The organism is Pseudovibrio sp. W64 (genome assembly GCF_001623145.1).
GTDB lineage: Bacteria > Pseudomonadota > Alphaproteobacteria > Rhizobiales > Stappiaceae > Pseudovibrio.
Genome location: NZ_LMCI01000002.1, coordinates 200,781 through 219,914 on the forward strand (window position 1 = coordinate 200,781; position 19,134 = coordinate 219,914).

A 19,134-nucleotide genomic window follows, 5' to 3' on the forward strand; every position below is an offset into this window, starting at 1 on the left:
TTTTTTTGTTATGTTTGCTCAGTTACGCAGGGACGCAGTTCATTAAGTTTCATGGAAGGTTACACCGCACTGTGGGAGCTGGCAGAGCCAACATCAAGCAGCTGACCTGGTCTAAGATGATTAAGCCATCGTGCTCTCACCATCTAAAAACAGGATCGGTACACCGAGGTTTTTGGCTACCTTTTCGGCGTGTTCCATGAAGATCTGGTATTTTTCTTCCTTGGTCAGGGCCTTTTTGCCTTCAAACTCCTGAAACGCGATGGTGTCGGGAGAGGGTTCAGCGTCTATGAGAAAGATTCCATTGATCTTGATGGGCTCAGTTGCGTCTACGCCTTGCTTATGCTGAATACCATCTTTAGATGAAACGATTACCTCGTTATGCGCATAGTAGGTGTTGTCGACCAAGTCATCGACATTCTGCTGGCGTTTATCGTACTGGTATCTGTCCAGCTCATTCTTCAAGTAACCGTTGCGAACATGGTCTGGCACATCGAGAAGCTTTTCGTTTTGCTCTTGTGTAACATTGACCATTCTGTCTTTTTTGTCTTTGCGGCCAATATTAAGCTCGCTCATGAGATCATCGGGACTGGAGACCAGTACGTTTTGTGGCGGGACATCCAAGATGACGCCAAAGGCTCCGTAGACAAAGCATTTTTCATCAGTCACAACGGACGTACAAATGGCATCCTTATTCTCCAGATACTCGGTTCCCTGAGCAGAAAAACAGCCCTTTTGATTGATAAAATCATCCATTGAACCTGTTCGAACGATGAACTTGAAAGGTGCTTTGCAGCCGCCTCTTTTTTGGAGGTCGAGCCTTTCGGAAGGATCAGAGAAATTCTCTCTGTTCCAAGTCTTAAGAAAAGCCTTCGTCTTCTCATCCGGCTCAGCTTTGACCAGCTCAACTTTATGCTCCTGAGTCTTTTTTCGCATAAATGCAGCAGCAAGTTTGTCGAGCTTGGACACACGCGGGCTTTCGCTAGCTCCGACACCAGTAACTTCGGGCAGAGCGTGCAGCCAATCAACTTCCTTTTGATAGGCCTGAAGTGTCTTATTGAGCTTCTTCAAGACCTTGTTCGCAGCATCTACCTGAAGGTTCTCACAAAGGGTCTCAGCTTCACTGATCAGACCGTTGGCTTCCTGGTCAAGACTGAGGAATTTCTTGTGCTTTTTGCTCGGGATTTTCTTAGCAATGGCAAGGCTGTCAACAACAGGTAACTCAAGTGCCAGTTGCGCGAGGTCTTCCTTCACCCAAGGGATCTGCGCTTCCAAACCTTTATGATTGGACTGAGCAACAGCAATGAGCTGCTCCATAGAGGAAACGTTCTCTTGAATTTTGGAAAGCCTCGCCTCCGCGTTTTGGGGCTTTCGGCCTTTCAGCTCTTTTCGTGCAGCTGCAATACCCGAGCGTGCAGACTGCCCTGCTTTTTTGAAAGGTGAGAAAACAGCGCTTTGGTTCTTGATCAACTCCGTGTTTGCGTTCAGAGCATCTGCCGCTTTCTCCATGGACGCGAGTTTTTCCAGTAGACTTGTAGGAGCGTTCACAACATCGACTTGGTGATGTTGTCCGACCTGCTCGCCCCCCTCTTCAGCAAAGGTCAGGTTCAGGTGACGAGCCATGTCGTTGGCCCATTTATGCTCTTGTTTGCTCAGTGTTTGCGGGGGCATCCATCAACTCCTAAGCATGAGTGTTTGCCTCCCACCAACTATTTAATGAGGCGAACACCAGTATTTTTCACGCTTTCAGTAAAGTACTACGTCCTCTCAAATGAATGCTTTCTGGAATTTACGTACTTTCCCTCAAACTGGAGCTAAATGCTGTGATGGTGTGCAGAGGCTTTTAGCAAGCCTCTACTCAATCCACTCTACTGACTGCCCGTGTGGCCCAGTCCAGACGCGGGGTGTGCCGTTTTCGCAGAGGAGGAATTTGCCAGTTGGGTGCGGCCCCGCAACCTTTTCGGCAAACTGCGGGATAACGCTGCGTGCTTCGTTGGAGATCCAGTGGGCGTTGGAGTTGAGCATCAGATCGACGAAAGCTTCTCGCTTGCTAATGTCGCGGATGTAGACGAGAACAGCACTATGGAAGACCACAGGTGTGGTGCCCGCTGGAATTTGTTCCAGCAAGGCTGGCAGGTCTTCGAGAAGGTTTCCTTTAACCAGTTGGACTTTCTGCTGCTTTGCTACTGCAATTGCTTTTTGCAGGCGGTGTAAGCGGTCCTCCTGCCCCGGCCAGACGAGCGTTTGGAGCCATGCTGCGGTGTCCTCATCCTGAAGATTCAACGGGTTCAGTTCTAGCCCTGCACGCCAGACAACTTCTGGCAGCTTGGTTGGCAGAGGAACATTGCCGGTCGCCTGACAGTGCAACACTGGTGTATCGGATGTGTTCGTCCCAGGCGCTAGTGTGTGTGCACCGTTATTGTAGTCGTAGGCGTAGTGGTCCGGCAGCAAGCAAAGACCAGCGGAGGCGCCGACTTCGATCAATGAAAGAGGTTGTGGGAGGCGGGCGAGCAGTGGGAGGAGCGTTGCGCAGCGACCGGACTCGTTGGTCTGCGTGCTGCGATTCATCATCTCATGCTTGATTGCTGTTCCATGAAGCTTCAGCGTCTCATCCAGCTCTGTCACTTCAGGAACGCGTCCTGTGACCCATCTAATGGCTGCGAAGAGGAGGTTGGGTTGCTGTTTGGCTTCTGGCAATGCCATCAGGAAATCATGGAAGATTGGCGAGCTGGCTACATGAGTCGCCCATTCTTCATAAACAGGTGAGTTATCTTTGGCTTCGTAGGAAGCAAATCCCAGATATCCGTGTTCAATTGCTGAAGATAATACAGTCATGAAATTCCCCTAAAACATAAGGGAAGTTTAGGCTGGATATGCCTTCTGGCGCAAATGAACCTCTCGTAGAACTTGCTTGAGGAACCTCGTGCCACCAACGTTGGGGGAAGGCAGCACGAGGGGTGCTGGGAGGCCTTAGGTTGGGTCTGCCAGCAGGTTCTTTTTGATGAGGGCCAGCTCTTCGTCAGAAATGGCCAATGCTTCGCGGCGGTAGGTGTCAAAGCTGCCGTAGTCTTCTTTCACCGCTTGCAGCGCAGCCGTGATCTGCTCTTTATGTGCACCGAAAGCCGGGCGGAGAGAGTGCGGGCCGTCCGCGACTAACTTGCTCAGTTCATCATAAGTGTAGAGATTGGTGGTGAGGTAGTCGCGCATGACGTCTTCCTCAGAAAAGCCCAGAGACAACATCAGTACAGCTGCCACATAACCGGTGCGGTCTTTGCCGCCTGCGCAGTGGAACACCAATGGGTAGTTCTGTTCTTCCAACAACACATGCATGAAGCGGGAGATCTGCGGTGTAAACTTACGGGCGAAGTCCTTATAGCGATCAATCCGGGTGTTGTAGAGGTTTACATTATGGTCTTTCAGCAGTTGGTCAATCTCATCAAACTTTCCGCTGAACCATAAAGGGCCAATTTGCGAGGCTACATCTAAAGGCATGATTTTTTCAACGTCTGCCGGGTCTGAGCCAATTGGCAGATTGATGTTGAAGTCTACTGTCGAAATATGTTTGTTGGGGTGTTTCTCCAACTCATCCGGAGCACGCAAATCCACAATGGTCTCAATGCCCAATGCACTGAGTTTTTCCTGATCAGCTTTTGTCAGGTTGTCCAGTTGGTCAGAGCGAAAGACTGTTTGCGGCTTTAAAGCCGGACCATTTTTCGGTGTGGTTAGTGGGCGAAAGTTCTCCAGTTTTTCGATTGGTTTCATAACCTTGATGGCATCGCAATTGGAGGGGATGTCAATTGGCAGTTTGGTTTCGCACGGCATCGTTTCTGCCATGACGAGCCCTGACGTCATGAGTGAGCCAATCATTGTTGCGGTTGCCAGCCCGATTATTTTTCGCATGGTCATTCCTCTCAGTTTGCAAATTTGGGTGACATAAAGATCAGTTTGACCTATGCAGTAAAGTTGAACTCCATCAGAATTTCAGATCGTGTTGAGGTTGGATGCCCAGTGTTGACCAGTTGGAAGCGTTTGTGACTGCCGCTGAGTTAGGATCGTTTTCTGCTGCGGCACGGCGGTTGGGTAAGGCGCAATCCGCTGTAAGCGCTGCGATTTCCAATCTGGAGATTGATCTTGGCTCCGATCTTTTTGATCGCAGCAGTTACCGTGCAGAGCTGACTGTCTCGGGTGTTTCCTTACTGGATTATGCAAGATCCATTTTGCAGAGCAGGCAGGACTTGCTTGTGAAGGCTGGCGCCCTTTGTGAAGGGGCGGAAGGCAGCCTCAAAGTGGTGTTTGAGTATGGGACCTATGTTTCTGAGATTAATCAGGTTTTTCATGATTTCGACAAGCAGTTTCCGAAGGTGGAGTTACATGTACAAACCACCTCTTTTGGTGATGTATTTTCCAGGCTGACGGAAGAGAGCGCTCAACTGGGGATTATTATCGAGCGGCACCCCTACAAGGAAGGCTACCACTTCCGTGGGCTTGGATTTGAGCGCCGGATTCCGGTTTGCCACAAGGACCATCCTCTCGCCGAACTGAAGGAAGTCCGGTTGGTGGACTTGCGCGGATACAGACAGATTATTTCTGGGACAGAGACTGACCGAAACTCACCTGAGTTTTCACGTCAGAAAGGGCCGCATCTGCTGATTACAGATAATCCGCGCGTGGCACACACCATGGTGCATGGCGGTGTGGGCTGGGCAGAGTTGCCTGCGCAGATGGTGGATGATGAGGTGAAGGCTGGTGCGCTGAAAGAGCTTTCCTATGATTTTCAGCAGAATGCCATTCTTAACAAGGTCTCTCTTGTCTGGGGCAAACAGCAGGCGCAAGCCCCTGCCTGTAAATGGTTGATCAACCGGATGTGCCAGCTGCACCAGAAGACTTGGGTTTAGCGTCAGCGACTTTCTCAAAACACATCGCGAGCCTCTTTGTGCGTCTTTATCAGCTCTTCTACAAACACCCTGGTCTTGGCTGGGCGAAAGCGGCTGTTTGGGAAGAGCGCATAAATTCCGCCTTCCTTATGGTGCCAGTCCGGCAAAACCCGTTGCAAGCGGCCTGATGCCAGATCTTCGCGGACCTGAAAGGACGGGAGGAGACACAGACCGCCGTGACTGAGAGCACATGCATGCGAAGTCAGTGTGTTCCAGACTGTGATCGGCGGATTTTGGAGTACAAATTGCACCTCCTCCCCTTCAGCTGATTGCCACGATATTCCCGCAGGCAGCTTGCAGTGGTAGATCCAGTCTTTATCTTGCAGATCGGTTGGTGTTGAGACCGGTCCCATCGCTTCAACATATTGCGGTGAGGCCACAGTAAACTGCTGGAAACTGCCTATTTTCCTTGCGATAGCAGAGCTGTCTTCCAACCAACCAACGCGGATGGAGACATCTATTTTCTCTTTAAGCTGGTCCAACTTTTCATCCGTGAAGACCGCATTGACCCTGATTTTTGGATATTTTACCCTCAATCGCATGAGCGCTTTGGCGACAACGCACTGGCCATAATCTTCTGGCGCTGTCACTGTGAGTAAACCGCTGGGAACCTCTTGTTCATGCTGGAGTTCCTGCACCGCTCGTTCTGCCTGATCGAGAATTTCTGCGGCGTTTTCATAAAACCGCTGCCCTGCTTCTGTCACTTGAAGAGAGCGTGTTGTACGCACCAGTAAGGCTGCGCCGAGCTCGTCTTCCAGTTTTGCGACTTGGTGACTGACGATGGCTTTTCCCAGGCCGAGCTTTTTCGCTGCTGCGGTGAAGGAACCACTTTCGACGACTTCAACAAAATGGCGGAGGCGGTTGAGATTGTAGAGGCTCATATAATTGTCTCTATTTTACAGACAGTATGTCGAAATTATCTGTATTCTACAGATAGTCAAGTTGTCCTAGGTTCCCCTGCAACAAGGAGAAACTTATGACGCACTCATTCCTCTACATCTACGATCCGCTATGTGGGTGGTGTTACGGCACAACTCCCAGACTGGCGGACTTGGCGAAGGACTACGAGGTTGAGATGTTACCAGCGGGCTTGTTTAGCGGTGCTGGAGCTCGCCCTCTGGACCATTCTTTTGCATCTTATGCGTGGGCCAGTGACCAGAAGATTGCGAGGCTGACAGGGCAGACATTTAGCCGGGCCTATCAAAGCCAGATTCTAAATGGTGAGAGACAAACGCTAGACTCAACATTTGCGACACTTGCCATGACAGCATGCTCAATCGTGGAACCAGCGAGAGGGCCAGAGGCACTGAAGCTCATCCAAGATGCCCGGTATGTGGAAGGCAAAGACATCACCGACCTTTCCATCCTGCTGGATCTGCTTTCCGGTGCAGGTTTTGTAGATGCTGCCACTCTGCTTCAAGACCATATGACGTCTGTTGAGGCGGAGACTTCACAGCGCGTTGCTTATGGACAGGTGGTTTTAAACCAGATGGGTGCGCGTGGTGTGCCAACACTTGTTGCAGACATGTTCGGCGAGCGCGTGCTGCTGCCTTCTGATTTGCTTTACGGCTCTTCCGAGCAACTAACGGAAGCTTTGAACAACTTCTCTCACAGCATTCAGCAGGGCTCTCCTGCTCTTTAACCCTAAGGAAAACAAATGATAAAGTCTTTTGCTCTTGCTGCGAGCCTTGCAGCAACCGCTACTCTTGCGCCTGTTGCAACCTATGCTCAGGATACTGCTGTCCTCACCTTTGAGGTCTACAATCCGGGTGATGAGGGTTTATTCCCAGTTACCTCAGTGTTGATTGAAGGCCCAAGGGAAGCTGTATTGGTGGATGCGCAGTTTCAGCGCCGTGATGCCCGGAACTTAATTTCAATCATTAAGGAAAGTGGCAAGACGCTGACATCGATTTACATCAGTCATGGTGATCCTGATTACTATTTCGGTCTGGATGCGCTTCATGCGGCCTTTCCTGATGCGAAGATCGTTGCCACGCAGCCGACGATAGAGAAGATCAAAGCCACAATTGAGGGTAAGTTTGCTTATTGGGGACCGATCCTGAAAGATGATGCACCACAGGAGTTGATCGTTCCTGAGGTCATTGATGGCAACAGCTTTGAGGTGGATGGAACTCCAGTTGAGATTGTTGGTCTTGATGGACACGACCCGTCCCACACCAGTCTTTGGGTTCCTTCAGAACGTACTGTGGTTGGCGGTGTGCTGGTCTATGACAACTCTCATATATGGCAGGCTGATAATCCAACCTCAGAGAAGCGTAAGGATTGGCAGAAGAGTCTTGATGATCTTCTTGCTCTGAACCCGAAACGTGTGATCCCTGGGCATTTTCTTGGTAACACCAACAGCCAGACGGTGGGTTCTATCGCCTTTACCAAGGCCTATGTGGCTGCGGTTGAGAAAAATGCCGCTCTTGCAACAAACTCTGATGAACTGGTGACGCTCATGAAGACAGAGTTTCCAGCACTGGAAGAGCGCAGAACCAGTGACCTTGCTCTTGGAGCCAAGGTGGTGATGGGCGAGATGAAATGGCCTGCTGAATAATCGAAGGCTTCAAGCCCTCGCAGTTTTCTGCGGGGGCTTCCCTGTCGTTGCTTCTAATTGAGCTACTGAGGCACAAGCACATTTCTTGCTACTCGCCTTTCTTACAGCAGAGCAATCCAGCGGCGGGAGATTTCCAGCCCCAACGCGTCGGCTCTTGGGCCGAACTTTGGGCCCTGCTCTTCCAGAATTTCGTTCCAGTGCGGTACCAGTTCGTTGATTGGACCATGGAAGCAGCCGTTCCAATGGTTCACCTGATCGACAGAGCACTCGAAATGGAACTGGATGGCGTATGTAGCGCGGCCCATTTTGAAGGCCTGATTGGGTGTCATCTCGCTGGATGCCAGATGTACGGCGTCTTTTGGCAGAGTGTAAGTATCCGTGTGCAGGATGAAGATGTGGTCGTCCTCCTCGAAGGCGGAGATGACCGGATCTTGTTTACCTTGCTCTGAGACTTGCAGTGGTAGCCAGCCAGCTTCCACCGGATTGCCCAAAATGTTCTCGCCGCCGAATGTGCGTGCGATCAACTGGCTCCCGAGGCAGATGCCCATCACCGGCTTATCAGCTTCGTGAAATGCGAGGATCGTGTCACAAACGCCTTTCAGGAATGGGAACTCCTCATCTGCTCTGGCATGCTGCAAACCGCCCAGAACAACCAGCCCGCTGAACTTAGAGATGTCTGATGGGAGAGGATCACTTTCTGCCATGATACGCAGATCGATCGGCATTTTCGCTTCATCCAGCGCCTGACCCAGCAGGCCAAGGGTTACGTTTTCGCAGTTTTCAATAACGAGAACGGTCATTCCAACTTCCTGTCATAAGCAGCTGTGCCTTCTTTGTTGGGCATGCCGCATTTATCATTGTTTGGTAGAAACTCGTCCGAAAACCTCTGTGGGCTTTTTAAGGACAGGTTCTAAGCTTCGTTTTCAAAGGCTCGTTTCATGCGTTGTTCCAGACCGCGAACGACCAGAGACAGCGAGACTGTCATGATGAGGTAGAGATACGCAACCACATTGTAAGTTTCGAAGAACTGAAATGTGGAGGCAGAATAGATTTTACCAAGCTGGGTGATGTCTTGCACACCAAGCACAGAGACCAGCGCACTTTCTTTGATGAGTGCGATGAAGTCATTTCCAAGTGGCGGCAGGATGTTCTTGAGTGCTTGCGGCCAGATGATGAAGCGGAACGTGTGCCATCTGGAAAGGCCAAGTGCCCGACCAGCTTCAAGCTGACCGTCATCCACGCTCTCAATACCTGCGCGAAAAATCTCAGCAATGAAGGCAGAGTAGCCGATGGACAGCGCAATGATCGCACGCCAAAGCATGGAAAGATCGCGCACCCGCAGCTTGTCGACGATCTCCCATTCAATCAGCGGCCCCATGATCCAGTTGTAAGCTGCAACCATTTGTGGGGCACCAACAAAGGCAATGTAGAAGAGCAGCACCAGCATGGGTACGCCGCGCATGATCTCGGTATAGAACGAACACAACTCGCGGATAGCGCGGTGTTTAGACCCTCGCCCTAATGCGATGACGAGTCCTACAATGCTGGCGATAATGAAAGAGACAAAGGTGACAAACAGGGTAATGCCGACACCTCTGAGAAGGGTCTCAAAGATCTGGCGATAATCACCGTTGGCGGCGATGAGCCAGAGAAAGAAAACTGCGAGAACAAATGATGCGAGCAACCACCATGGAAGCTTGTTCAACCGGGATCTTGTGGCAGAACGCATGCCCATCGCGTTTCCTTTAAATCTCGTTTGAATTTCCTGAAGAGATTCGGAAATCCGTAGTCATACCAGAAGCAGATTGTTGGGTGTATTTGCGTGCGAAAATCGGTTTCGACGCTTCTGCAATACCCAGACACAAAATGGCGGGTCGCAAGTACCCGCCAAAATCAACCAGGTTATTGTTAGTTCTTGGACTTATAGTCGAAGAACCATTTTTGGTTCAGAGCATCCATGGTGCCGTCTTCGCGCATGGAGTTAAGTGCTGCGTTGATCGGCTCACGCAGATCAGAACCTGGTGTCAGAATGAAGCCGAAATCTTCAGAGCCGATTGGACCGCCAACAACTTTAAAGCTGTCTGGCGATGCACCCATATAGCCTGCTGCTGCAGTTGCATCCATCAGCACCATGTCGACATCATCAGCACGCAATGCCTGAACAGAAGCACCAAAGGTTTCGAACAGTTGGATGCGCTTGTTGTTTTCATCGCCATCCAACACAGCATAAACAGCGGTGTAGAAGTTTGTGGTGCCCGGCTGCGCGCCAACCAACAAGCCCGGATCGTCAGCAAAAGCTTTAGAGTTGTCGAAGCGGTCTTCATTCGCCCGCACCAACATGAACATCTCGGAGGTCATGTAAGGATCGGTGAAGTCGATCTGCTTTTCACGCTCTTCGTTGATGGTGATACCATCCATGCCCACATCAAACTGGCCCTGACGAACAGCTTCAATCATGCTGTCCCATGAGGCCAAGCGCCAGTCGACCTTCATGTTGAGGCGTTTCGCAATTTCATTGAACGCGTCATATTCCCAACCGATGCCTTCACCGGTCTTGGGGTCTGCAAAGTTCAAAGGTGTGTATGCATTTTCGGTTACTGCAACAACGGTGCGGCCCTTCAGATCTGGCAGATCCGTAGCGGAAGCTGCTGCTCCGAAACCGACAGAAAGAGCAAGAGTTGCTAATGCTAGTTTAAATTTCTTCATCATCGGGTATGTCCCCTCCAAGGAAAATTTGGCCACCACGTAGAAAAATCTGGCAGAATCACACCCGGCAGATGTTGACAGTTAGCCGATCAGTGAGCAATAGGATGCAGGTGATTGACCTGTAAAATACCGTAGTTAGCTTGAGTATTTACCCTGCAAATGCAGAGACGGTCAACGAAAGCCTTGGTGATTTCCTAGGTTGTGCTACTGGTGTTAGAAGATACGGCTAAATGTCGTGGTGAACTTTTATAGACGGATATGTCGGTGCAAAAAGATCCCCTGAACAACGACGAGCCCTATCTTGAGGATGAGCACCACATGCCACTGGGTATAAGTTTGCTCAACTGGATCTCTGTCGGATTCCTGATCTATTTTCTTCTTTGTGCTGTTGGCCTCATTGAAGCGGGCTTTGTTGCTATTGGTCATCAGACAGCCGAGCAGATTTTTTCCTATGCTACCAATCCAATTGCAGGCGTGCTGGTTGGCGTTCTAACCACATCTTTAGTGCAGAGTTCTTCTGTCACCACGTCCATTGTGGTTGGCTTGGTTGCGGCAGGAATGCCTATCTCCATTGCTATTCCTATTGTGATTGGGGCTAACTTTGGAACGACACTCACAAACACATTCGTGAGCCTTGGTTATGCGCGGGACCGTGCAGATTTCCGGCGCGCCTTTAGTGCGGCAACGGTTCACGATGCGTTCAACCTGATTTGCCTGCTGATCTTTCTACCGCTGGAGCTGGCCTTTGGCTTTTTGCAGAAAATCGCGATGGCTGTTGGTGATTTCTTTACGGCGCTCGATCCTGCCGACAATCTGATCACCGCAAACTTCAACTTCGTCAATTACTTAACCGAGCCCGTCATTGGAGAAATCCGTGAGTTAGCCTATGGGCTGGCGCAACCGTGGAACGGCCTCGTGATTGCGGCAATTGGTTTTGTGATGATTGTTATCAGCATCACGTTTGTGAGCCAGCTGCTCAAGTTGCTTCTTGCCGGACATGCACGTCGTCTGGCTGAGACGATGACGTCTGTCGCTCCATCCTCCGGCATTTTTACAGGACTGATTGCGACCTTGCTGCTGCAGTCTTCTTCAGCAACAACCAGCCTTATTGTTCCGCTGGCGGGTTCTGGTGTTCTGACAACAAAGCAGGTTTATCCGTTCACACTTGGCGCAAATATTGGCACTTGTTTAACAGCAATTCTGGCTGCATTTGCTGTGACTGGTCAGCGTGAGTTGGCGTTTGAGATCGCGATTGTTCATCTGGTCTATAACGTACTGGGTGTTGTGCTGATCTACAGTTTGCCATTCACGCGTTATCTGCCAGTACGCCTTGCTGAGTTTGTTGGTGACTTGGGTGCACGCCGATTTGTGGTGGCCGCGAGCTATGTGGTCGGCATTTTCTTTTTGATCCCCGCTCTTGGCATCTTCCTACTGAGCAGATAACCTAACTCCAGTCATCTTTCCCTATTGCAGCGCTGTGCTCTTTCGTGTGCCAAAAGCTGTTCTCTATTTACATGAGCTTGTTGTTATGCCTTTGCAAAACCGTGTTGCTCCCGATGGTGAGCTGTGTGCTGTCCCTGCCCGTGGCATGTTCATGGGCAATCGTGGTGGCCGTATTCATGATCCAGAGACGCAGAAGCTGACTGGCCGAACACATGCCTCTCGCAGGTGGCTGTGTTGCTCTACGACCTATAAAGACTGGCACCGTGATGTCTGGGGCAAGTTTTATACGGAACTCTTCTTCTTTGACGAGGTGACCGCGCTGGCCGCGGGCCATCGTCCTTGTTTCTTCTGCCGCAAGGAGGATGCACGTCGTTTTGCTGAGCATTGGAAATGCTGCGAAGGATTAGAGGTGCCCCCAAGCTCTGACGAAATGGATCTGGTTTTGCATTCCCAACGGTGCGGCCACAAGAAATCACCGGCTTCCCTTCCGCAGATCAATCCGCACGAGAATTGGCCGGAAGGTGCTGTGGTTCATTGTGGCGACAAGTTTTATGCTCTGAGGAACCGTAAATGGTGGAGCTGGAGTTTTGAGGGATACACGGCGGCTGACCGGGAGTTGCCCGAGGATGTTACTCTTATTACGCCGCCACAGATCATTGCGATCCTGAGAGATGGCTACAGCCCCAAATGGGGCATCTTTAATCTCTAATACTGACCTATAGACCTCTAAATCATTCGTTTTCCAAATGAATAGATGACGTTTATTCATTTGTTTCATCTCGCGATTTCATGCAGGAAGTTGCTTGGAACACTTTGAATTGGCAGGAATATTTCATGACAAGTGCTAGCGACGTTGATGCAGGCATTGCTATTTCTCAAAAGCCTCAAGCACTTAGTATGTTCGATCTCGCCCTTTATGGCACAACCGTATTTGCGTGGGGCTTCAGCTGGTACGCCTTGAAGTTGCAGGCGGTCATTACCCCTGAGATTGCACTTTTCTGGCGGTTTCTGTTTGCGACAATCCTAATGTGGGGCTGGGCCATTTTTGGCGGTCATAAGATGGCCTTTCCGCTGCGGGCTCATCTGAGCTTTGCGGGGCTTGGTCTGCTGCTGTTTTCAACCAACTTCCTTTTGTTTTATCATGGCTCACGAGAGCTGCCATCAGGTTTGCTGTCGGTGGTGTTTTCGCTTGCATCCGTGTTCAACATCGTCCTTGGCTTCGTTTTATTTAAACAAAAAGTAAGCCGTGCGCTTGTGGTTGGTGCTGTTCTTGGTTTCTCTGGTATCTGTCTGATGTTTTATCAAGAGATTGCAGGCAGTACCTGGAATATCGCAGCGTTGGGCGGGCTTGGTCTATGTGCTTTGGGGACCTTAAGCTTCTGTTTTGGCAACATCGTTTCTGCACGTGCGACTGCCAAAAAGATCTCGGTTATCTCAGCCAGTGCATGGGGTATGGTGTACGGCACTGGCCTTCTTGGTGTGAACGGCCTGCTACAAGGTGCCAGCTTTGAGGTTCCGTTTACGCCGGAGTTTATCTGGAGCTTCCTTTATATGGTGGTCATCGGCTCTATCGTTGCCTTTGGGGCTTATCTGACATTGCTGGGCCGGATCGGCTCTGCGCGAGCAGGCTATGCGACAGTGATGTTCCCGATCGTGGCGCTTGGCGTTTCCACGGTGATGGAAGGTTACACCTGGACTGCAACATCCATTCTTGGCTTGATGTTTGCTTTGGGTGGTAACTGGATCGTGCTCAGCCGCTCTGCCAAAAAATAAGCCCGGTGTTTTGAACCACCGGACTTGAAGCATTTCAATAGAGAAGTCGCTTACTCAGCGGCTTCCGTTTCCATTCCGTTATATTCCATCGTGACATTGCCAATGGACGCTACAATGTGATGGCAGAGCGCATCATGAACCGGCTCAATTGCCATTTGAGATCTGATGATGGTGATGTCACAAGGTGGCAGTGGCGGCAGGCCTTCTTTTTCTCCAAGAATACGTTGCCCTTGACGCAACGCACTGGCTGGCAGGATTGCGATCGCTAGTCCGGCATTTACGGCACCAGCAAGAGCTGCAGCACTGGCACTGGTGTACACCACCTGATGCTGAACGTTCAAATGATCAAGCGCGGCAACACCTGCCTGTCTCCATGAACACGTTGTTGGGCCAACCGCAAGACGTAATGGGCGCTGGTCATGAACGATATGCTCACGAGAGCCTATCCATTGAAGAGGCTCACGGCGCACAATCTGTCCCGGTACGCTGGTGCAGTCACCACTGGTGACGATTCCCACGTCCAGATCACCCTTCTGGATTCGCCGCCCAATTTCATTTGAGCTGGAGCATTCCACATCCAAATTGATGCAAGGGTTCAGCCGATTAAATGCTGCAAGTACTTGTGGCAACAGTCGTTCTGCGTAGTCATCTGGCAGCCCGAGTCGGATGCGTCCGGCGATCTCAGGTTCATGAAACGCAGAGAGCGTTTCATCATTTAAAGCAACCATGCGCCGCGCATATTCGACAAGACGTCTTCCGTGCTCTGTTATCCTAGAGTTACGTCCGTCTTTCACAAATATTGGTTGTCCGATACGTTCCTCAAGCTTCTTCATTTGCATGGAAACAGCGGACTGAGTTTTATGTACGGCATCGCCAGCCTTGGTAAAACTTCCCAATTCTGCGACGGCCAGAAATGTTCTCAATTGATCAACATCGATCGAATAAGGCATGGGCCCCCTCCCATTTTACGATGATCAATCAATCACGATCTTGAATGGATTTCAATCGAAAACATTCTCTTGTTTGTCTACAACTTTTCGGTGATATTTGACGCATCGAACGACACCGTTCCCTCTTTTTTTAACCCCCTATACCAGTTCCAATGGATGGCCAGAGCAGCCTATCCAAACGGGAGAGTGATACCATGACGCTTGCATTCCCTACCCCTTCTGAATATCGCAACCCAAATCGCGCTAATGCAGGCACCTTTGAACCACTGACGCTGGCTCACACGTTGCACCTGCTGACAGCTTTGCCTCTAAAGCTCTGGAAACACTACCAGGATCGTCGCGCAATGGTTGAACTTGCACGCTTGGAAGACCGTATGCTGGACGACATCGGCATTACCCGCGATGACGTTTTCAGCGCGCTTTCTGCTGGTGATGGTAAAGACCCAAGCTGGCATTTGCGTATTCGCGCCAGTGAACGCCGCTGCGCTGAAATGGAAAAGCGTCGCCAGCGCGCATAATTTTTGTGGGAGCCTGAATTGGCGGCTCTACCCATAATTGAACCGCCAAAAATTCATCACCCACATATGAAAAGGGCCTGCAATGCGCAGGCCCTTTTTCTTTTCCGATAACTCGGACTTATTCTTTGTAAACCACTCAGGCAGAGGCTGCGGTTTTCTCAAAGGACTTCGCCAGATAATCACTCAAAGCGTTTGCTGCTTTGAAATGGCTTTCCTTACCGCGAACCAGCTTGACCACGTAGTTTGGTAGCTGCGGCAGGCCTTCCAGTTCCAGCAGCCCAGCATCAGATGCAACAAGAGATGAGCGCGGCTGAATTGTGATTGCCATACCGCTTGCTGCTGTCATTTCAACAAGACCTGGATTGCTTGAACTGTATTGGATACGGAATGCGCGTTCATCATCCTCAAGCGCTTCAACAGCAGCTTTTCGGATGCGACATTGTTCCAGGCCAACAGCCAATGGCAATTCTCTTTCACTGGCAAGTTTAAAATTGCTGCCAGCTGCCCAAACGAGACGCTCGCTGGAAAGAACACTCCCCTCACCAGCTTCGGCTTCATCTGCGAGGCTGCCGATGATGGCAAGATCCAGTTTGCCTTCTCCCAAAGCCTTACGAAGATCTGCTGCCGGTGCGCAGACGATGGATGCTTCAGCTTTTGGATTGTTCTTAGAGAACTCGAAGATAATCTTTGCGGTTCTGGTTTCGTCAATGCCTTCCGCAAGACCAAGACGAACCTTACCGGTCACTTCGCGTTCCGAGAACATAGCTAATGTCTCGTCATTCAAACGCAGCATCTGACGGGCATGGCGCAACAGTAGCTCACCATCCTCTGTCAGTTTTGAGTGCCGCCCTTCTCTCCGGAAGACCGTGCGCTCAAGCTTATCTTCCATGCGACGCATTTGCATGGAAATCGCTGATTGCGTTTTATCAAGTTCTTCTGCTGCTCTTGTGAAGCTCCCAGTATCCGCAATCATTACCAGAGTTCGCAGAGAATCTAAGTCTAATAGTGCTGTCATGTCCCCAATCCATAACAATTTGATATGAATATACAGCAAACTGGTGGAAAGAAAACCGAGAGTTGGAATATAATACTTTATTATCGCAGTCGTTTCCCTCTTTTAGGGAGCTTAAGGCGACTCATCACAATATTTCATATAATCAAACTTGCTCTTATTCTGGATTAGACTCTCGAAAGAATCCAATAGTCAAAATAAAATCCGAAAGAGATCAATCGACTTGGAGTTACGATATAAAAAACACCTAGTAATTCTCTCTGAGATAGAGAGTTATGCTAGATTAATTCATGTCGGTTTGCACTAGCTTGGACGATCAGGCTAGTTCTGAACTCTCGGTCTGAACGGAAACGGAGGAAATTGCAGTAAACAACTTCCTCAATTAGTGATCTTCATCACAAAAAGTTATCCTCAGGTATATGTGAAATATTGTTACCTATGAGATCGAGTTGGCCAAAAAACGTCGCAATATTGCTGCCAAGCCTCGCCCTGAGCTTGTTGCATTGCTGCCAAACCTCCAGACAAGGATGGCCCACCCGATTCCTTCGCAGTGGATTGATGTGCCTTACGGCCTGATCCATTCCCCGGAGACGATGGCTTCTTGGCTCGCGTGTTTTGCGTTGTAGATTCTTTTGGTGACTCATTGTGCTCTTCAGAAGCTGAGCTTGTACCCTGCAGAGCATTTGTCCAGAATTCAAGCATCGGATTTTCTAATGGCATCATCTGCGACCAGAAAGCTTCCCGCGCATCCAAGATTGGATTACGCGCAGCATCCGTGTCCTGATGTAACTCTGGACATCCTTTTGCAAAGCCTTGCAAGTAGGCCTCCATCATAGTGCGCTGAGGCCCTGCCAGATAATTCTTCATCATGTTGCCATAGGAAAGCATCAGTAAAATGGGCATTAGCTCCATCCAGCTTTCAACATTCATGGCATCTTTGCGACTGAGGTGGCGTTGCATGGCTGCACTGATGTTTTTATCACCACTGAACATGCTCATGACTTGAGAGAGCATAGCCTGCTGTGGCAATCCGGTCATACCTTGCCATTTAGACGGATCAGCCCAATTCATGTATGGAAACTCAGGAACATCTGCAGATTTTGCACCCGACTTTCCAGAGGGTGTTTCCTCTTTCTGCATGAAGGGCATAAAACCGTGGCTGGTCTCACAGTAGTCCTTATAGGCTTTTGCATAGTTTTGGCTGAGCATTTCCATAAGGGAAAACATATTGTTATTGGGATGTCGTAACATGAGGTTTTCCCCTCGTAAGCTTCTCACGGCTATTTAATCACTCATCAGACGTAACGTCATTTCCCTAATTTTGGATGTAGTATTCTGCAAATATTATGTCTAAGAGACGAAATTTGATTGAATTGAGTTCAATAGTGATGCCCGCTCTAAACAATCCGATAGACATCAACGGCCTCCTCACGCCCACGCAACTGATAATCTCCCAAATGTTTCGTATGAGATTTATCCCTGAGATGGTCCACCGTCGCGTTGCTGGCAAGGGCAATCACTCTGGCATCAGGATCCACCGTTTTGCCAAGCTCCTGTAGACGTGCAGCCACATTCACTGCATCTCCAACCACAGTATAGTTCATCCGTTCAATAGCACCGATGTTGCCGACAACGACTGTTCCTGTGTGAACTCCTATACGCAATCGTGGCTTTTCAGTCGCGCCCTCCTCGTTTTTAAGCTCTGTCTCCAGCCTTTGCGCAATGAGATGTACTGCATCAATAGCTGCTTGCGCGTGGTTTTCCATGGTTTCCGGAGCTCCCCAAAACGCCATACAACCATCACCAATGTATTTGTCGATGGTTCCATGGGTGTGGCTTATGCAATCGGCAAGCTCCTGGAAGTGCGTGTTGAGTAAGGACGTGGTCTCTTCTGCTGTCAGCTTAGAGGCAACACCAGTGAACCCAGCGATATCAGAGAACAAGATTGTCATCTCGCGAAGCTCCGTGCTGTTGAGACCTTCAAATTCTCGTTCCAGCAACACTCTGACAAGGTCCTTAGGCACATATCTGGAGAATGCACTCAGAGCCACGCCTGCTGAGTTGAAGGCCTGGTTGGCTTGATCTACCTCTTTAAGCCGCGATCTTGGCAGCGCACTCAGCCCTTCCATATTAAGTTTACGGATAGCATTTGCTTGGGTTCCGAGAGCCACAAACGGTCCTGCAAGTCTTCGGCCAATCAAAAACATAAGAAGCACACCGACAGCCAGAAAAGCCGTGGCTGCAACAAAGATCTTGTGCAGGTTCTCGAAGGGAACACTGAACTCAGACGCTAATACATAGCTTCCGATGATTATGGGGAAGCGATTTCCGTTTCTCAAATCGTCATAAAGATACAGATAGGTGCCATGGGTGGTTGTGTCGATGTGGGCTTTATAATTGGTGTTGAGAGACCTGCGGTTGGCATTTTCGGACCAGATATTGCTCAGAGGTGTGTCCTGCAGATCTGAGATTAATGGGATCGGCTTTGCCTTACTCGGCTTGAAGCTCAGAAACGCTTGCTCAGAGCTCGCCAGAACCTGATCTCGTCCATAAAGGATAAACGGAATCTGAGAAGCCCGCCATTTGATGCGAGCCATCAGTTGACCGAGTAGAGATATTGGATAATCCAACGTGAGTTTAGAGATTGTGTTGTCGACCGGATTTCTGATGTAGACGGCAAATTGCATAAACGTTTCGCCTATGCCCTCATCGTAATACGGAGGAGCCCAGCGATGATTGCCGACTTCCATATCCTGTTCATTAGGAGGCATGACCATCATCTGCTGAACCGGCTGGCTCGCGTGATCTAACTGAACCGAGATCCGTCGCCCCGTCGGGAAAGTGTAGGAAATCCGCTTTATATTGGTCTGGCGTGATAGGATGGAAATCAACTGCTCACGCAAAGCTACAGGCGCGTTGTAGATTAGTGGATCTGACAGGACTTCGGCCGCCAGCAGCCCCATCCGTTCTTCGTTGCGGAAGAAATCTTCAACAACCTCAAGACCACGTTCGACAATGAGAGCCCCGGTTTCGCGCATAATGACGGTTGTCTGACGGTTTGTGGCAACAGATACATAAAGGAGCATGGAACCGCCAATTAAGGCCAGCAGCATCGCCGCACCAATGCTGAAGACGGCGGAGATGGACAGGCGCCATCTCTTGCGGTCTTTCTTTTTTGAGCTCTCTTTTTGGGGCTGCTTTTCAGCGTCAGCAGTCTTGTTGTTCAGGTCCATTCAGGCCT

The 19,134-nt window shown here is 50.0% G+C and carries 18 protein-coding genes; 7 read left to right on the forward strand and 11 right to left on the reverse strand.

The annotated features are described in order from the left end of the window. Window positions 1-120: 120 nt before the first annotated feature. The 3 genes from PsW64_RS01740 to PsW64_RS01750 form a co-directional block, all read right to left on the reverse strand. Window positions 121-1,668 carry a hypothetical protein gene (locus PsW64_RS01740; RefSeq protein ID WP_063302486.1) on the reverse strand — a complete coding sequence of 516 codons (1,548 nt, stop codon included), beginning with the start codon at window positions 1,666-1,668 and terminating at the stop codon, window positions 121-123. Between the two features lie 183 nt (window positions 1,669-1,851). Next, window positions 1,852-2,832, reverse strand: a complete 981-nt coding sequence (locus PsW64_RS01745) for a DUF2332 domain-containing protein (protein WP_063302487.1) — start codon at window positions 2,830-2,832, stop codon at window positions 1,852-1,854. A gap of 135 nt (window positions 2,833-2,967) precedes the next feature. Beyond that, on the reverse strand, window positions 2,968-3,897 hold the full coding sequence (locus PsW64_RS01750; RefSeq protein ID WP_208980507.1) for a tyrosine-protein phosphatase: 930 nt from the start codon (window positions 3,895-3,897) through the stop codon (window positions 2,968-2,970). A gap of 101 nt (window positions 3,898-3,998) precedes the next feature. On the opposite strand from PsW64_RS01750, the gene PsW64_RS01755 reads away from it, so the two are divergent. Then, complete coding sequence (locus tag PsW64_RS01755; protein ID WP_057463758.1) at window positions 3,999-4,892, forward strand: LysR family transcriptional regulator; 894 nt, start codon at window positions 3,999-4,001, stop codon at window positions 4,890-4,892. A gap of 14 nt (window positions 4,893-4,906) precedes the next feature. On the opposite strand, the gene PsW64_RS01760 is transcribed toward PsW64_RS01755, so the two are convergent. After that, on the reverse strand, window positions 4,907-5,812 hold the full coding sequence (locus PsW64_RS01760) for a LysR family transcriptional regulator (RefSeq protein WP_063302489.1): 906 nt from the start codon (window positions 5,810-5,812) through the stop codon (window positions 4,907-4,909). A gap of 95 nt (window positions 5,813-5,907) precedes the next feature. Between PsW64_RS01760 and PsW64_RS01765 the strand changes: the two genes are divergently transcribed. Together PsW64_RS01765 and PsW64_RS01770 are read left to right on the forward strand one after the other, a co-directional pair. Beyond that, window positions 5,908-6,573, forward strand: a complete 666-nt coding sequence (locus tag PsW64_RS01765) for a DsbA family protein (RefSeq protein WP_063302490.1) — start codon at window positions 5,908-5,910, stop codon at window positions 6,571-6,573. A gap of 15 nt (window positions 6,574-6,588) precedes the next feature. Further along, window positions 6,589-7,491 carry an MBL fold metallo-hydrolase gene (locus tag PsW64_RS01770; RefSeq protein WP_063302491.1) on the forward strand — a complete coding sequence of 301 codons (903 nt, stop codon included), beginning with the start codon at window positions 6,589-6,591 and terminating at the stop codon, window positions 7,489-7,491. A gap of 101 nt (window positions 7,492-7,592) precedes the next feature. On the opposite strand, the gene PsW64_RS01775 is transcribed toward PsW64_RS01770, so the two are convergent. From PsW64_RS01775 to PsW64_RS01785, 3 genes are all read right to left on the reverse strand, one after another. After that, window positions 7,593-8,291 carry a type 1 glutamine amidotransferase gene (locus PsW64_RS01775; protein ID WP_063302492.1) on the reverse strand — a complete coding sequence of 233 codons (699 nt, stop codon included), beginning with the start codon at window positions 8,289-8,291 and terminating at the stop codon, window positions 7,593-7,595. 110 nt (window positions 8,292-8,401) lie between these two features. Then, window positions 8,402-9,226: an amino acid ABC transporter permease gene (locus PsW64_RS01780; protein ID WP_063302493.1), complete on the reverse strand. Its 825-nt coding sequence runs from the start codon at window positions 9,224-9,226 to the stop codon at window positions 8,402-8,404. A 173-nt stretch (window positions 9,227-9,399) separates the two neighbouring features. Next, window positions 9,400-10,197: a transporter substrate-binding domain-containing protein gene (locus PsW64_RS01785; RefSeq protein WP_208980525.1), complete on the reverse strand. Its 798-nt coding sequence runs from the start codon at window positions 10,195-10,197 to the stop codon at window positions 9,400-9,402. A 258-nt stretch (window positions 10,198-10,455) separates the two neighbouring features. On the opposite strand from PsW64_RS01785, the gene PsW64_RS01790 reads away from it, so the two are divergent. The 3 genes from PsW64_RS01790 (at window position 10,456) to PsW64_RS01800 (ending at window position 13,413) form a co-directional block, all read left to right on the forward strand. Further along, window positions 10,456-11,640, forward strand: coding sequence for a Na/Pi symporter (locus PsW64_RS01790; RefSeq protein ID WP_193757737.1), 1,185 nt, complete (start codon window positions 10,456-10,458; stop codon window positions 11,638-11,640). Between the two features lie 85 nt (window positions 11,641-11,725). Next, a complete protein-coding gene (locus tag PsW64_RS01795) occupies window positions 11,726-12,349 on the forward strand; it encodes a hypothetical protein (protein WP_063302554.1) in 624 nt (207 codons plus the stop codon). A 125-nt stretch (window positions 12,350-12,474) separates the two neighbouring features. After that, the gene (locus PsW64_RS01800; RefSeq protein WP_063302494.1) at window positions 12,475-13,413 is read left to right on the forward strand and encodes a DMT family transporter; all 939 of its coding nucleotides are present in this window, start codon (window positions 12,475-12,477) and stop codon (window positions 13,411-13,413) included. Window positions 13,414-13,463: 50 nt separating this feature from the next. Here the strand turns inward: PsW64_RS01800 and PsW64_RS01805 are convergent, their stop codons facing one another. Further along, window positions 13,464-14,363, reverse strand: coding sequence for a LysR substrate-binding domain-containing protein (locus PsW64_RS01805; protein WP_057463767.1), 900 nt, complete (start codon window positions 14,361-14,363; stop codon window positions 13,464-13,466). A gap of 194 nt (window positions 14,364-14,557) precedes the next feature. Between PsW64_RS01805 and PsW64_RS01810 the strand changes: the two genes are divergently transcribed. After that, window positions 14,558-14,881 carry a DUF1127 domain-containing protein gene (locus tag PsW64_RS01810; RefSeq protein ID WP_057463768.1) on the forward strand — a complete coding sequence of 108 codons (324 nt, stop codon included), beginning with the start codon at window positions 14,558-14,560 and terminating at the stop codon, window positions 14,879-14,881. A gap of 136 nt (window positions 14,882-15,017) precedes the next feature. On the opposite strand, the gene PsW64_RS01815 is transcribed toward PsW64_RS01810, so the two are convergent. The 3 genes from PsW64_RS01815 to PsW64_RS01825 form a co-directional block, all read right to left on the reverse strand. Then, a complete protein-coding gene (locus PsW64_RS01815) occupies window positions 15,018-15,896 on the reverse strand; it encodes a LysR family transcriptional regulator (protein ID WP_063287123.1) in 879 nt (292 codons plus the stop codon). A 429-nt stretch (window positions 15,897-16,325) separates the two neighbouring features. Continuing rightward, entirely contained in the window at window positions 16,326-17,144 is an 819-nt protein-coding gene (locus PsW64_RS01820) for a hypothetical protein (protein WP_208980509.1), read from the reverse strand. Between the two features lie 146 nt (window positions 17,145-17,290). Continuing rightward, entirely contained in the window at window positions 17,291-19,126 is a 1,836-nt protein-coding gene (locus PsW64_RS01825) for an adenylate/guanylate cyclase domain-containing protein (protein ID WP_063302496.1), read from the reverse strand. Between the last annotated feature and the right edge of the window lie 8 nt (window positions 19,127-19,134).